The sequence below is a fragment of the Spongisporangium articulatum genome (assembly GCF_044465595.1).
GTDB lineage: Bacteria > Actinomycetota > Actinomycetes > Actinomycetales > Kineosporiaceae > Spongisporangium > Spongisporangium articulatum.
Genome location: NZ_JBITLV010000007.1, coordinates 233071 through 247656, shown reverse-complemented (window position 1 = coordinate 247656; position 14586 = coordinate 233071). Strand labels below are relative to the sequence as shown.

Below are 14586 nucleotides of genomic sequence, written 5' to 3'. Positions count from 1 at the left end.
CGAGAGGCACCGACGTGGCAGCACCGCAGAACTACCTCGCAGTGATCAAGGTCGTCGGCATCGGCGGCGGTGGCGTCAACGCGGTCAACCGGATGATCGAGGTCGGTCTGAAGGGCGTCGAGTTCATCGCCATCAACACCGACGCCCAGGCGCTGCTGATGAGCGACGCGGACGTCAAGCTCGACGTCGGCCGCGAACTCACCCGCGGTCTGGGGGCCGGGGCCGACCCGGAGGTCGGCCGCAAGGCCGCCGAGGACCACGCGGAGGAGATCGAGGAGGTGCTGAAGGGCGCCGACATGGTCTTCGTCACCGCGGGCGAGGGCGGCGGGACCGGCACCGGCGGCGCGCCGGTCGTCGCGCGCATGGCCCGCTCGCTCGGCGCGCTCACCATCGGTGTCGTCACGCGCCCCTTCACGTTCGAGGGCCGGCGCCGCTCGACCCAGGCGGAGTCCGGCATCGCCGCGCTGCGCGAGGAGGTCGACACCCTCATCACCATCCCGAACGACCGGCTCCTGTCGATCAGCGACCGCCACGTCAGCGTGCTCGACGCCTTCCGTTCGGCCGACCAGGTCCTGCTCTCCGGTGTCCAGGGCATCACCGACCTGATCACCACCCCCGGCCTGATCAACCTCGACTTCGCCGACGTGAAGTCCGTCATGCAGGGCGCCGGGTCCGCGCTCATGGGCATCGGCTCGGCCCGCGGCGAGGACCGGGCGATCCAGGCGGCCGAGACGGCCATCTCGTCGCCGCTGCTGGAGGCCAGCGTCGACGGTGCCCACGGTGTGCTGCTGTCGATCCAGGGTGGCTCGGACCTCGGGCTGTTCGAGATCAACGAGGCCGCGCGCCTGGTCCAGGAGGCCGCGCACCCCGAGGCCAACATCATCTTCGGCGCCGTGATCGACGACGCACTGGGCGACGAGGTGCGGGTCACCGTCATCGCCGCCGGCTTCGACGGCGGCGCCCCGCAGCGGCGGCGGGACGAGCGGGCGCTCGGTCAGGTGTCGGGTCGCAGCTCGGCCCCCGCGGCCGGGGGGCAGGTGCCGCCGCAGGCCGCGCCGCCCGCGAGCGCCCCGCCGGCCCCGACCTACGGCGGTCAGACCTACGGCCAGCCGGCCCCGGCGCCCGCCCCGGCCACGCAGCCGGTCGGCGTCCCGGTCGGTGCACCCGCCGGTCACGCCGGCCACGCCGGTCAGGCCTCCGCGCCCAACCACTCGACCAACCACTCGACGAACCACTCGGCACCGCCCGCCGGCTCACCGACCCACGCGGAGCCGGAGGGCGACTGGCTGCACAACGGCGCTCAGTCGATGCCGCCGGCCCCCGAGGCCCCGGCCGAGCCGCTCGTCCCGCCCCGCATGGTGGAACTGCCCGACGCGGGCCGCCCGACCCGTCCGCAGCAGCCGGTCGTACTCGACGACGACGACCTGGACGTGCCCGACTTCTTGAAGTGAACCTCCCGACCGAATCGGATCAGCCCGACCCCCGGCTCGCCGAGCTGCGGGCCGGGCTGACCGGCGTCCGGACCCGCATCCGGACCGCGGCCGAGGGCGCGGGTCGCGACCCGGCCGACCTCACGCTCGTCGTCGTCACCAAGACCTACCCCGCGGACGACGTGCGCCGGCTCGCCGGGCTCGGCGTCCGGGAGGTGGGGGAGAGCCGCGACCAGGAGGCCGCGCCCAAGGCCGACGCGCTCGCCGACCTCGGACTGCGCTGGCACTTCGTCGGCCGGTTGCAGAGCAACAAGGCGCGGCACGTCGCGCGCTACGCGGACGTCGTCCACTCGCTCGACCGGGACTCGCTCGTGCGGCCCCTGTCGGCGGGGGCGACGGCGGCCGGGCGGACGCTCGAGTGTCTCCTGCAGGTCAGCCTGGACGACGACCCGAGCCGGGGCGGGGTCGCCGCCGGGGGGCTGGCGGGGCTTGCGGACGCGGTGGCCGCGGCGGAGGGACTGGTCCTGCGTGGAGTGATGGCCGTGGCGCCGCTGGGTGCCGACCCGGACGCCGCGTTCGCCCGGCTCGCGGACCTCGCGGACGGTCTGCGGGGGGCGCATCCGGGTGCGACCTGGGTCTCTGCGGGGATGAGCGGTGACCTCGAGGCAGCGGTCCGTCACGGGGCGACACACCTGCGTGTCGGCAGCGCGGTCCTCGGAAACCGCCCGCGCCCTTAGTACCGTCGATTCCGGAGGGGCAGCTGTTGCCTCTGGAGCGAGCACGGAGGTACCGATGAGCGGCGCACTGCGCAAGACCATGATCTATCTGGGTCTGGCCGAGGACGACGACCGCTACGTCTCGTACGAGGAGTACGAGGAGGAGGAGTACGACTCCGCGCTCGACGAGCTCGAGCCCGAGGCTCCGCGCCGGGCGCCGGTGACCTCGATCTCCGCCCGCGGTGGCCAGGTCGCGAAGGTGCTCGCCCACCCGTCCGCTCCCGACCTGCACCGCATCACGACCGTGCACCCGCGCAGCTACAACGAGGCCAAGACCATCGGCGAGGCCTTCCGCGGCGGGGTTCCGGTCATCATGAACCTGACCGACATGGAGGACGCGGACGCGAAGCGGCTCGTCGACTTCTCGGCCGGTCTCGTGTTCGGTCTGCACGGGTCGATCGAGCGGGTCACCAACCGGGTGTTCCTGCTCTCGCCCGCGAACGTCGAGGTCGCCAGCCCCGAGCGAACTCGGCAGCCCGAGCGAGCGTTCTTCAACCAGTCGTAGGTCGATCCGCAGGCAGATTCCCAGACCGCTCTAGGATCGACTCCCAGCCCGCTCCCACCTGGAGTCGTCACCGTGTCGGTCGTGTTCCTCCTGCTGTACTACGTCGTCCTGCTGTTCTTCATCGTGCTCATCGGGCGCCTGATCCTCGACTGGATCCAGGTGTTCGCGCGCGACTGGCGGCCGCGTGGACCGGTGCTGGTGGTCGCCGAGGGTGTGTACTCCGCCACGGACCCGCCGCTGCTCGCGTTGCGCAAAGTCCTCCCCCCGCTGCGGATCGGTCAGGTCCAGTTGGACCTGGCGTTCATCGTGATGTTTTTCATCGTGGTGATTTTGATGCGCGTTCTGGCCGGACTTGCGGCGGCTTGATCTCCCCCGTGCGTGTCCCCCAATCACTATGGGTATCCGACACATCACGCATCGTTTCTACGGTGGTGGTCGCGGCGCGCAGAGTTGTGTAGCGTCTCTTCCGGTACGGTGACCTAGACCCGGTCCGCAGATGTCCTTCCAGCAGTCCTTTCGCGAGGTGACCAGATGGCGTTGACGCCCGAGGACGTTGTCAACAAACGCTTCCAGGCGACGAAGTTCCGTGAGGGCTACGACCAGGACGAGGTCGACGACTTCCTGGACGAGGTCGTGAACGAGCTCCGTCGACTGACCGAGGAGTCCGAGGAGCTGCGCACCAAGCTCTCGGCGTGCGAGCGGCGGGTGGGCGAGCTGTCCCGCGCCACCGTGGCGCGCGAGGCGGCTCCCGAGGCGGCTCCGCTGCCGGCCGCGGCGGTCCCGCCGCCGCCGGCTCCGATCGTGCCCGAGCCGGTTCCGAACCAGCTCGTCGCGGCGAGCGCCGGGGCCCAGGGTCCCGAGGCCGCCGCCGGCATGCTGGCGCTCGCGCAGAAGCTGCACGACGAGTACGTGCGCAACGGCGAGCAGACCCGCGACCGGATCGTCGGGGAGGCGCGCGAGCACTCGACCCGGCTGATGCGCGAGGCCGAGGAGAAGCAGCGTCAGACCCTCGGTTCGCTCGAGCAGGAGCGCTCGCTCCTGGAGCGCAAGATCGACGAGCTGCGCGCCTTCGAGCGTGAGTACCGCAGCCGTCTGAAGTCGTACCTGGAGAGCCAGCTGCGCGAGCTGGAGGCCAAGGCCGCCGTCGTGCCGAACCGGGGGCCGCAGCAGGCCACCGCGTCGGTGGGGGCGTCCCAGACGCCCTACAGCGGTCCGCTCCCCAGCCGCGGCAACTACGCCGACCAGGGGCAGGAGCAGCCGGCCCAGTACCCCTTCGGCGGGCAGAACTGAACTGAGCCGTGACGGCCTCCGGGCCGTCCGGTCCGGTCACCCGCGCGATCGCACCCGCACAGGCCTCGGCCTGTGCGGGTGCGATCGGTTTGCGCCGGGTATGACAGTCTGGAGTCACCATGGCTGAGATCTCCGACACCGACGCCGGGCCCGGCTCCGAACCCGGCTCCGAGCCGGACTCGGGGGCGGCGCCCACGCCGATCAGGGGCGCCCTGTCGATCGTCCTGTCGATCGCCGTCGTCGTCCTCGCCCTCGACCAGGCCGCCAAGGCCTGGGCCATCGCGGCGCTCGGGGACCGCTACGGCGACGAGGCGCGGGTCGCGGTCCTCGGCGACCTCTTCGGGTTCCGGTTGGTGCGCAACCCCGGCGCTGCGTTCTCGATGGCCACCGGCACCACGTGGATCTTCACGATCATCGCGACCGTAGTGGTCGTCGTCATCGTCCGGATGTCCCGGAAACTCGGCAGCCGGCTCTGGACGGTCGCTTTCGGGCTCCTGCTCGGCGGGGCCACCGGCAACCTGACCGACCGCCTGTTCCGCGCACCCGGGTTCGCCCGCGGGCACGTCGTCGATTTCCTCGAACTGCCGCACTGGCCCGTGTTCAACCTGGCCGACTCGGCCATCTGCTGCGCCGCCGCGCTGATCGTGCTGGCCAGCCTGCGCGGCGTCGGCATCGACGGCGCCCGGGTGCGATGAGCCACTGCCGACGAGCCGCCGATGAGTGACGTCCGTTCGATGCCCGTCCCCGACGGGCTGGCCGGCGAACGCGTGGACGCCGGCCTGGCCCGGCTGTTCGGCCTGTCCCGCACGGCCGTGGCCGACCTGGCCGCCGAGGGGCACGTGCTCCTGGACGGCGAGGCGGTCGGCAAGTCCGAACGGTTGCGCTCCGGCGCCTGGCTGGAGGTCACGCTCGCGCGCCCCGAACCCGTCGTCCCGGCTCACCTGAACCGGGTCGCGGAACCGGTCCCCGGGCTGCGGGTCGTGCACGACGACGACGACATCGTCGTCGTCGACAAGCCCGTCGGCGTGGCCGCCCACCCGAGCCCCGGCTGGACCGGGCCGACCGTGGTCGGCGGCCTGGCCGCGGTCGGCTACCGGATCTCCACGTCGGGCGCCGCCGAACGGCAGGGCGTGGTGCACCGGCTGGACGTCGGGACGAGCGGCCTGATGGTCGTCGCCAAGAGCGAGCACGCCTACTCGGTCCTGAAGCAGGCGTTCCGGGAACGGACCGTCGAGAAGACCTACTGGGCATGCGTCCAGGGGCACCCGGACCCCTCGTCGGGCACGATCGACGCGCCGGTCGGCCGGCACCCCGTGCACGACTACCGGTGGGCCGTCGTCGAGGGCGGCAAGCCGAGCGTGACCCACTACGAGACGCTGGAGGCGTTCCCGGCGGCGTCCCTGGTGGAGATCCACCTGGAGACCGGCCGCACCCACCAGATCCGGGTGCACTTCTCGGCCCTGCGCCACCCGTGCGTCGGCGACCTGACCTACGGCGCCGACCCCACGCTGGCCGCCCGGTTGGGGTTGACCCGCCAGTGGCTGCACGCCGTGCGGCTCGGGTTCCACCACCCGGCCACGGGGGACTGGGTCGAGTTCGAGTCCACGCTGCCCGAGGACCTGGCCACCGCCCTGGAGCGGCTGCGCCCCTGACACCCGTCAAGCAGCCCGGGTAAAGCTCACCGGCCCATCGCCCGACCTATCCGAGGCGGCTGTGTCGCACGCCGGAACCGGGTGAGGGGGGATGCATCGTGCCGTACTCGGGCGACCTGGACGAGGTCGTCGAGCTGGCGGGTCAGATCCCGTTCCGGCTGCGGATGCGGGCCCTCGGCCTGCTGTGGATCGCGGGCGCCTCCCTCGCCCTGGTCTGGGTCCGGCTGACGGAGCTGCGCGAGGGCCGGTCGATCGTCGTGGCCATGGCCGTGGGGGCCCTGGTCTGGGGTCTCGTGATGACCTCGGGCGTGTTCAACGGTCTCGGCGCCCGGCGGCTCGGCCGCCACGACGTGGGCGAGGTCTACCTGCACGTCGCGATCGCCCTGATCCAGGTGGTGATCACCATCGCGTACGCCGCTGCGGCCGACCCGGCCAACGACATCCGGCTGTTCTACGTCTGGGCCACGCCCTACGCCGCCCTGTTCTTCACCCGCCGGCTCGCCGTCCTGCACAGCGTCTGGGTCGCGCTGCTGATGTTCGTCGTCCTGGGCTTCCACGAGGTACCCGCGGCACAGGCCGTCGCCCTGTGGTTGACCACGATCGGGTTGGTCGGCGTGGCCACCTTCCTGGTCGCCTGGGTCAGCCGGCTCAACCAGCGCAGCCGCGACCGGCTCCGTCACCTCGCCGAGCACGACTTCCTCACCGGCCTGCCCAACCGCCGAATGTTCGGCCGGCTGCTGCGCGACTCCCTGCAGAACCCCCACGTCACCACGACGCTCCTGCTGGTCGACCTCGACTCGTTCAAGATGATCAACGACAGTCACGGCCACGACTCCGGTGACCGGCTGCTGAGCGAAGTGGCCCCGCGTCTGGCTGCGCTGATCGGCCCGCGCGACATCCTGGCCCGCGTCGGCGGGGACGAGTTCGCCGTCCTGCACGAGGTCCCGGGGGCGGCGACCGATCCGGACGGCCACGAGCGGGCCCGGGACTCGGCGATGGTGCTCGCGAACCGTCTGACCCAGGCCTGGCGGCAACGGTTCACCGTCGCCGGTGGGGTGTATGCCAGTGGCTGCGTGGGGGTTTCGGTGTCGCTGGGCAGCGCGGCGGGCGGCGGCCCGGTGACCGCGGGCGCCCTGCTGCGGGAGGCCGACACCGCCCTCTACCGGGCGAAGGAGGCCGGGCGCTCCGCCGTCCATCTGTACGACGAGGACCTGCGCAACTCCGCCCTGCGTCGGCTGGAGCTGGAGTCCCACCTGCGCGGCGCGGCGGGGCGCGGTGAGTTGTCGCTGGTCTACCAGCCGATCGTCACGCTGGACGACGGTCGCCCGGTGGGCGTCGAGGCCCTGTGCCGCTGGAACAGCCCCGTGCTGGGGTCGGTGCCGCCGGACCGGTTCATCCAGGTCGCCGAGGACTCGGGGCTGATCGACGAGATCGGCGACTTCGTGCTCGCCGAGGCGACGCGCCAGATCGCCCGCTGGCAGGCCGGCGGCCTGCTGCCGCCCCGGTTCGCCGTCACCATCAACGTGTCGCCGATCATGCTGCGGGCCGGGCTGGCGGCCCAGGTGCGGGACGCCGTCGAGCTGGCCGGGGTGCCGGCCGAGCGGCTCGCGATCGAACTCACCGAACGCCTGCTGATCAGCCCGACCACGGAGGTCTCCGACGAGCTGGGGCAGCTGCGCGCGGCGGGGCACACCCTGATGCTGGACGACTTCGGCACGGGCTACTCGTCCCTGTCGAGCCTGGCCCGGCTGCCCGTCGACGTGGTGAAGGTGGACCGCGGGTTCGTCGCCGCGATGGGCTCCGACCGGCGCGCCGAGGGCGTCGTGCAGGCCGTCCTGCGCCTGGCGCAGACCCTGGGCATGGTCGCGGTGGCGGAGGGCGTGGAGACCGGTGAGCAGGCTCAGCGGCTGCTCGATCTGGGCTGCGACCGGGCGCAGGGCTGGTTCTACGGGCGGCCCGTTCCGCCGGCCGAGATCGAGACCCTGCTGCGCGCCCACGGTCCGGTGCACGTGGTGGGCTGAACCGCGGGGGCTGAACCGTTGGGCTGACCCCCTGGGCCGAACGGGTGAGGCCGGTACACCCCGTGGCGCCGAGGGCCGATCCAGATGTCGGGGTGCGCGACCGCCGCATTCCACTAGCCGCCTGACCACGGTGCCCGCCGCTGGTCCTGGGGTCGGACGGAGGGATTGGCATGGCCGCACAGCGTCCGGTGCTCGACCCGCCGTTGCAGGTCGTCCCGCCCCGGATCCGGATGCGCGTCTTCGGTGTGCTCTGGGGCGCGGCGGGCCTGCTCGGACTCGTCCAGATCTGGCTCGGGGTGGTCGACCAGCACGTGCCGATCAACATCGGGCTGGGTGTCGGGGCCGTCCTCTGGGGTGTCCTGATGTACTCGGGCCTCTTCGACCGTTCGGGCGCCTGGTTCGAGCACGCGACCATGGCCGGCGCCGTCTGGGTGATCACCCTCGCCTTCACCCTGACCGCCGCCTCGCACAACGACGTCCGGCTGTACTACGCCTGGGCCGTCGCGTACGTGGCGCTCTTCCTCGGCCGCCGGGAGGTGCTCGCCCACCTGCTCCACATCGAGGTCTGCCTGGCCGGGGCCCTGTGGCTGCAACCGGGGGGCTTCGCCGGCCGGTTCGTCGTCTGGCTCGACACGTCGGCACTGTTCCTGGTGGTGGCGGTCCTCGTGGTCTGGGTCGCGGCCCGCGCCGAGGCCGGCCTGCAGCAGCTCCAGGAGCAGGCCGACCAGGACACCCTCACCGGATTGCCGAACCGGCGGCTGCTGATGCGGCTGCTGAACCGGTCGCTGGCCGAACCGCTGACCGCGACGGCCGTCGTCCTGCTCGACCTTGACTCGTTCAAGATGGTCAACGACACGCACGGGCACGACGCCGGCGACGTGCTGCTGCAGAACGTCGCGAAGCGCCTGTCCAGCGTGCTGCAGCCGGGCGAGGTGCTGGCCCGGCTGGGCGGTGACGAGTTCGCGGTGGTGATCGTCGAACGACACGGCCGGCTGCGGCTGGACCGTCGGCTCGCCCAGCTCGGCGACCAGCTGGGGCGCCTGTGGACCCACGCGCTGCCGATCGCGGGCGGGTTGTGGACGAGCGCCTGCTGCGGCATCGGCATCGCGGCGAGCAGCAACGTCACGCCCGGCGACCTGCTGCGCCGCGCCGACGTCGCCCTGTACGAGGCGAAGGCCGCGGGGCGGGGGGCGATCCGGCACTACGACCAGAGCCTGCGCGACCGGGTGGAGCGGCGGTTGCAGGTCGAGACGGCGCTGCGTGAGGCCCGCCGGCGCGGCGACCTGCGCGTCGTCTACCAGCCCATCGTCGAGCTCAACACCGGTCGCCTGATCGGCGCCGAGGCGCTCTGCCGCTGGTTCAGCCCGGCCTTGGGCGAGATCACCCCCGACGAGTTCATCCCGCTCGCCGAGGACAGCGGCCTGATCACCGAGCTCAGCCGGTTCGTGATCGCGCAGACCCTAGCCGACGTCGGGCGTTGGCGCCAGGCCGGGCTGCTCCCCGAGGATTTCGTGGCCACCCTCAACGTCTCGCCCGTGCTCGTGCGACCCGGACTCGCCGACATGGTGGCCGAGATGGTCGCGGGGGCGGGGCTGCCCACCAGCACGATCGCCCTGGAGCTGACGGAGAGCGTGCTGCTCGCCGACGACCCCGACGTCGACACCGAGGTGCTGAAGCTGCGCGCCGCCGGCCACCGACTGCTGCTCGACGACTTCGGCACCGGCTACTCGGCCCTGTCGTACCTGACCCGGCTGCCGGTCGACGTCCTGAAGCTGGACCGGTCGTTCATCCCCTCGGGCGTCGGGGCGGGTGAGCAGGACGGGTGGGCCGTGGTGACCGCGGTGCTGCGGATGGCGCAGGCCCTGGGCATGCAGGTGGTCGCGGAGGGGGTCGAGCACCCCGAACAGGCCGAGCGGCTGCGTCGGCTCGGGTGCGACCGCGGGCAGGGCTGGTTGTTCGGGCGCCCGGCCGACGCCGACGGGTTCACCAGCCTGCTGACGATGGTCCGGCGGGCCGGTACGCAACCTTCCGTGATCGCCTGACACGCCCCGTCATCAAGGAGCTTTCGCCGCTCGAACGGACCGGTCGGAGGACACGCCGAATGGCCCGGACAGTCGACGAGGTTGCGCCGTCTTGTCGGTGCGCCGTGTGAGAATCGAACCTCACCCACCACGCACCAGATCGCACCTAGATCGAGCGGGGGCGCTCGTCGTCCCGGCGCTTCCCCCGGTCACCGTGCCCGCTTCTCGGGAGGCGCCCACCCATGCCGTCGACGGACTCGTTCGTCCATCTGCACGTGCACACCGAGTACTCGATGCTCGACGGTGCGGCGAAGATCGACGACCTGTTCGCCGAGGCCGCCCGGATGGGCATGCCCGCCGTCGCGACGACCGACCACGGGTTCGTCTTCGGCGCGTACGAGTTCTGGAAGAAGGCCAAGAAGCACGGGGTCAAGCCGATCATCGGCGTCGAGGCGTACCTCACCCCCGGCACGGCGCGCGGCGACCGCACCCGGGTGCGCTGGGGCGATGCGTCGACCAGCCCCGGCGACGACGTGTCGGGCACCGGGGCCTACACGCACATGACGTTGCTGGCCGAGAACACGACCGGCATGCACAACCTCTTCCGGTTGGCGTCGCGGGCCAGCCTGGAGGGGCAGTTCTACAAGCCCCGCATGGACCGCGAGCTGCTCACGACGTACAGCGAGGGCATCATCGCGACGACGGGCTGCCCCTCGGGTGAGGTGCAGACCCGGCTGCGGCTGGGTCAGTACAAGGAGGCCGTGCAGGCGGCCGCCGAGTACCGCGACCTGTTCGGCCCCGACAACTTCTTCTGCGAGCTGATGGACCACGGCCTCGGCATCGAGCGCCGCATCCAGCAGGACCTGCTGAAGCTGGCCCGCGACCTGAAGCTGCCGCTGCTGGCCACCAACGACCTGCACTACACCCGCGCGGAGGACGCGCAGGCGCACGCCGTCCTGCTGTGCGTGCAGTCCGGGTCGACGCTGGCCGACCCGAAGCGGTTCAAGTTCGACGCCGACGAGTTCTACCTGAAGAGCCCGGCCGAGATGCGCCAGGTCTGGAGCGAGCTGCCCGAGGCCTGCGACAACACGTTGCTCATCGCCGAGCGGTGCGACGTGTCGTTCTCCGAGGGGGAGGGGCAGTACATGCCCCGGTTCCCCTGCCCGCCCGGGGAGAACGAGGAGTCCTGGTTCGTCAAGGAGGTCGAGAGCGGCCTGCTGCGCCGCTACCCGAACGGCGTGCCGGACGACGTGCGCAAGCAGGCGCAGTACGAGATCGAGGTCATCACCTCGAAGGGGTACGCCGGGTACTTCCTCGTCGTCGCCGACTTCATCAACTGGTCGAAGGAGAACGGCATCCGGGTCGGCCCGGGCCGTGGTTCCGGGGCCGGCTCGATGTGCGCGTACGCCATGCGCATCACCGACCTCGACCCGCTGCAGCACGGCCTGATCTTCGAGCGGTTCCTCAACCCCGAACGCATGTCGATGCCCGACTTCGACGTCGACTTCGACGAACGTCGCCGGGGCGAGACCATCCGCTACGTCACCGAGAAGTACGGCGACGACCGGGTCGCGCAGATCGTCACCTACGGCACGATCAAGGCCAAGCAGGCCCTGAAGGACGCGGGACGGGTTCTGGGGTACCCGTTCTCGCTCGGCGAGCGGATGACGAAGGCCATGCCGCCCGCGGTGATGGGCAAGGACATCCCGCTGTCGGGGATCTTCGACCCGGCCCACCCCCGCTACAAGGAGGCCGAGGAGTTCCGCCAGCTCCACGCAGGAGACGAGGACGTCGCGCGCGTCGTCGAGACGGCCCGCGGGCTGGAGAACCTGAAGCGGCAGTGGGGCGTGCACGCGGCCGGCGTGATCATGTCGAGCGAGCCGCTGCTCGACGTCATCCCGATCATGAAGCGGGAGCAGGACGGCCAGATCATCACCCAGTTCGACTACCCGAGCTGCGAGTCGCTCGGGCTGGTCAAGATGGACTTCCTGGGCCTGCGGAACCTGACCATCCTCGACGACGCCATCGTCAACGTGAAGCTGAACCGCGGCGTCGACATCGACCTGGACGCCCTGTCGAAGGACCTGAACGACCCCGAGACGTACAAGCTGCTCGGCCGCGGTGACACGCTCGGCGTCTTCCAGTTCGACGGCGGTCCGATGCGGGCCCTGCTGCGGTTGATGCAGCCCGACAACTTCGAGGACATCTCGGCCGTCGGCGCGCTCTACCGGCCCGGCCCCATGGGCGCGAACTCGCACACCAACTACGCGCTGCGCAAGAACAAGCAGCAGGAGATCTCGTACCCGCACGACGAACTCGCCGAGGCGCTGGAGCCGATCCTCGGCACCACGTACGGCCTGATCGTCTACCAGGAACAGGTCATGGAGATCGCCCAGCGGCTGGCCGGCTACACGCTCGGCAAGGCCGACCTGCTGCGCCGGGCGATGGGCAAGAAGAAGCGTGAGGTCCTGGACGCCGAGTACGTCGGCTTCGAGGGCGGGATGAAGGCGAACGGGTTCAGCGCCGCCTCCATCAAGGCCCTGTGGGACGTGCTCGTCCCGTTCTCCGACTACGCCTTCAACAAGGCGCACTCCGCGGCGTACGGCCTCGTCTCCTACTGGACGGCGTACCTCAAGGCCAACTACACGGCCGAGTACATGGCCGCGCTGCTGACGAGTGTCCGGGACGACAAGGACAAGTCGGCGCTCTACCTGAACGAGTGCCGCCGGCTGGGCATCAAGGTGCTGCCGCCCGACGTGAACGAGTCGGCGGCGAACTTCACGCCGGTCGGCACGGACATCCGGTTCGGGCTCGCCGCCATCCGCAACGTCGGCATCAACGTCGTCGACGCGATCGTCGCGGCCCGCGAGGAGCAGGGCCGCTACGCCTCGTTCACCGACTACCTGCAGAAGGTCTCCGCGGTCGCCTGCAACAAGAGGACGATCGAATCCCTCATCAAGGCGGGTGCTTTCGACTCCCTGGGGCAGTCGCGGCGGTCGCTGCTGGCCAAGCACGAGGACGCGGTCGACGAGGTCATCGCGATCAAGCGGCAGGAGGCCGTGGGGCAGTTCGACCTGTTCGCGGGCCTCGGCGCGGACGACGGCGGCGAGGCGATGGGCCTGTCGGTGCAGATCGTCGACCTGCCGGAGTTCGACAAGAAGGAGAAGCTCGCGTTCGAGCGGGAGATGTTGGGGCTGTACGTCTCCGACCATCCGCTGTTCGGCGTCGAGCACATCCTGTCGAAGGAGTCGGACTGCTCGATCTCGGCGCTGACCGGGGACGACGGTCGGCCGGACGGCGCGACGGTCACCATCGCCGGGATGATCAGCTCGTTGCAGCGCAAGATGACCAAGAACGGCAGCCCCTGGGCGATCGCCACGGTCGAGGACCTGGACGGTGCCATCGAGGTGCTGTTCTTCCCCAAGACCTACGAGACGATCTCGCACGTGCTCGCCGAGGACCTCATCGTCTGCGTCCGCGGCCGGGTCAACCGGCGGGACGACGTGCCCACCATCTACGGCTCCGAGCTCAAGATCCCCGACCTCGACATCGGCGACCGCGGCCCCGTCGTCGTGACGATGCCGTTGGCCAAGTGCACGCCGCCGGTCGTCGAGCGGCTGAAGGACGTGTTGACCAACTACCCGGGGGTGACCGAGGTGCACCTGCAGCTCCAGCAGCCCGGCCGGGTGCAGGTGCTGAAGCTGGACGACGGGCTGCGGGTCACGCCGTCGACGTCGCTGTTCGGGGACCTGAAACAGATCCTGGGCCCCAACTGCCTAGTCTGAGTCCCGTGTCGTTGAAGCGGGCCTGGCCGGTGGTGCGGGCTCAAGCCCCGTTCGTGGCGCGCCTGGTGCTGGTCGGCGTCCTGCTGGCCGCGGCCCGGCGCGGGCTCTACCCGCTGACCCGGCACCTGGGCGACAGCGACGAGGTCAACGCCAGCGCCGATGTGACGCTGGCCCTGCTCGGCATCGTGGCCGGGATCCTCACCGCCACCTGGGTTCTGGTGCGGCCGACCGCCCGGCCGGTGACCCGCTGCGCCTCGGCCGTGCTCGGCTCGCTGCTCGGCGGGCTGATCACCTGGCCGGTCCTGTACCTCTTCGGAGGCGCCTCCCTGCTGGGCCCGGGGGTGCTCCTGGCCTGGCCGATCGCCACGGCGCTCGGCCTGTTCACGGCCTCGCTGCTGCCCTGGACGTCGGAGCGCTTCGACGCGGCCGGAGAACCGCACGGCGGCCCGGACGGCGGCCCGGACGGTGAGTGGGGCGACTGGGCCCAGCGCCCGCCGTCCCACGCCCGCTGACCCCCCCCGTTGATCATGCGCAAACGCATGACTAGCGCGGTGATCATGCGCAAACGCAGCATCGGCGCCTGAGAGGCTGAGGCGTGGCCAAGAAGAAGCCTGCCGGTGAGACCCCTGCGGTGCGGGAGCTCATCACTGCCGGTGTCGCGCACACCCTGCACGCCTACGAGGCGGCCGACCGCTCGCGGGAGGGGCGCGACGTGGCGTTCGGCGCGGAGGCCGCGGCGGCGATCGGCGCCGACCCCGATGCGGTGTTCAAGACCCTGCTGGCCGAGGTGGACGGCAGCCTGTGGGTCGCCGTCGTCCCGGTCAGCGGCCTGCTCGACCTGAAGGCGCTGGCCGCGGCCGCGGGCGGAAAGCGCGCCGCGATGGCCGATCCGGCGGTGGCCGAGCGGACCACCGGCTACGTCGTGGGTGGGATCAGCCCGCTCGGGCAACGCAAACGGCTGCCGACGGTCGTCGACGCCAGCGCCCTGGAACGGACGACCGTCTTCGTCAGCGGTGGCAAGCGCGGCCTGGACGTCGAACTCGCCCCCGCCGAGCTGGTGCGACTGACGCAGGCGCGCGTCGCCCCCATCTCGACGCGCCGCTGAC

Annotated in this window: 12 protein-coding genes; all 12 read left to right on the top strand. The window is 71.3% G+C overall.

What is annotated here, in order from left to right:
* The first annotated feature begins 14 nt into the window (after positions 1–14).
* The 12 genes from ftsZ (at position 15) to ybaK (ending at position 14585) form a co-directional block, all read left to right on the top strand.
* Positions 15–1451, top strand: coding sequence for a cell division protein FtsZ (gene ftsZ, locus ACIB24_RS20295; RefSeq protein ID WP_398284003.1), 1437 nt, complete (start codon positions 15–17; stop codon positions 1449–1451).
* Complete coding sequence (locus ACIB24_RS20290; protein WP_398284002.1) at positions 1448–2167, top strand: YggS family pyridoxal phosphate-dependent enzyme; 720 nt, start codon at positions 1448–1450, stop codon at positions 2165–2167. The genes ftsZ and ACIB24_RS20290 overlap by 4 nt, the downstream gene beginning before the upstream one ends.
* A gap of 55 nt (positions 2168–2222) precedes the next feature.
* Positions 2223–2711 (top strand): cell division protein SepF, encoded by a 489-nt coding sequence (locus ACIB24_RS20285; RefSeq protein ID WP_398284001.1) that lies wholly within the window; start codon positions 2223–2225, stop codon positions 2709–2711.
* 81 nt (positions 2712–2792) lie between these two features.
* On the top strand, positions 2793–3077 hold the full coding sequence (locus tag ACIB24_RS20280) for a YggT family protein (protein WP_398284000.1): 285 nt from the start codon (positions 2793–2795) through the stop codon (positions 3075–3077).
* 165 nt (positions 3078–3242) lie between these two features.
* A complete protein-coding gene (locus ACIB24_RS20275; RefSeq protein ID WP_398283999.1) occupies positions 3243–4001 on the top strand; it encodes a DivIVA domain-containing protein in 759 nt (252 codons plus the stop codon).
* A 119-nt stretch (positions 4002–4120) separates the two neighbouring features.
* A complete protein-coding gene (gene lspA, locus ACIB24_RS20270; protein ID WP_398283998.1) occupies positions 4121–4696 on the top strand; it encodes a signal peptidase II in 576 nt (191 codons plus the stop codon).
* 21 nt (positions 4697–4717) lie between these two features.
* On the top strand, positions 4718–5653 hold the full coding sequence (locus ACIB24_RS20265; RefSeq protein WP_398283997.1) for an RluA family pseudouridine synthase: 936 nt from the start codon (positions 4718–4720) through the stop codon (positions 5651–5653).
* Positions 5654–5751: 98 nt separating this feature from the next.
* Complete coding sequence (locus tag ACIB24_RS20260; RefSeq protein WP_398283996.1) at positions 5752–7674, top strand: putative bifunctional diguanylate cyclase/phosphodiesterase; 1923 nt, start codon at positions 5752–5754, stop codon at positions 7672–7674.
* Positions 7675–7844: 170 nt separating this feature from the next.
* Complete coding sequence (locus ACIB24_RS20255; protein ID WP_398283995.1) at positions 7845–9716, top strand: putative bifunctional diguanylate cyclase/phosphodiesterase; 1872 nt, start codon at positions 7845–7847, stop codon at positions 9714–9716.
* 221 nt (positions 9717–9937) lie between these two features.
* Positions 9938–13480, top strand: a complete 3543-nt coding sequence (dnaE, locus tag ACIB24_RS20250; protein WP_398283994.1) for a DNA polymerase III subunit alpha — start codon at positions 9938–9940, stop codon at positions 13478–13480.
* Between the two features lie 5 nt (positions 13481–13485).
* A complete protein-coding gene (locus tag ACIB24_RS20245; protein WP_398283993.1) occupies positions 13486–13992 on the top strand; it encodes a hypothetical protein in 507 nt (168 codons plus the stop codon).
* 83 nt (positions 13993–14075) lie between these two features.
* The gene (gene ybaK / locus ACIB24_RS20240) at positions 14076–14585 is read left to right on the top strand and encodes a Cys-tRNA(Pro) deacylase (RefSeq protein ID WP_398283992.1); all 510 of its coding nucleotides are present in this window, start codon (positions 14076–14078) and stop codon (positions 14583–14585) included.
* Position 14586 lies beyond the last annotated feature (1 nt).

Bases quoted from the DNA above. Each gene is read 5' to 3' on its own strand.
- ACIB24_RS20275 (WP_398283999.1), top strand. From the start codon at position 3,243: ATGGCGTTGACGCCCGAGGACGTTGTCAACAAACGCTTCCAGGCGACG.
- lspA (WP_398283998.1), top strand. From the start codon at position 4,121: ATGGCTGAGATCTCCGACACCGACGCCGGGCCCGGCTCCGAACCCGGC.
- dnaE (WP_398283994.1), top strand. From the start codon at position 9,938: ATGCCGTCGACGGACTCGTTCGTCCATCTGCACGTGCACACCGAGTAC.
- ACIB24_RS20255 (WP_398283995.1), top strand. From the start codon at position 7,845: ATGGCCGCACAGCGTCCGGTGCTCGACCCGCCGTTGCAGGTCGTCCCG.
- ACIB24_RS20285 (WP_398284001.1), top strand. From the start codon at position 2,223: ATGAGCGGCGCACTGCGCAAGACCATGATCTATCTGGGTCTGGCCGAG.
- ACIB24_RS20265 (WP_398283997.1), top strand. From the start codon at position 4,718: ATGAGTGACGTCCGTTCGATGCCCGTCCCCGACGGGCTGGCCGGCGAA.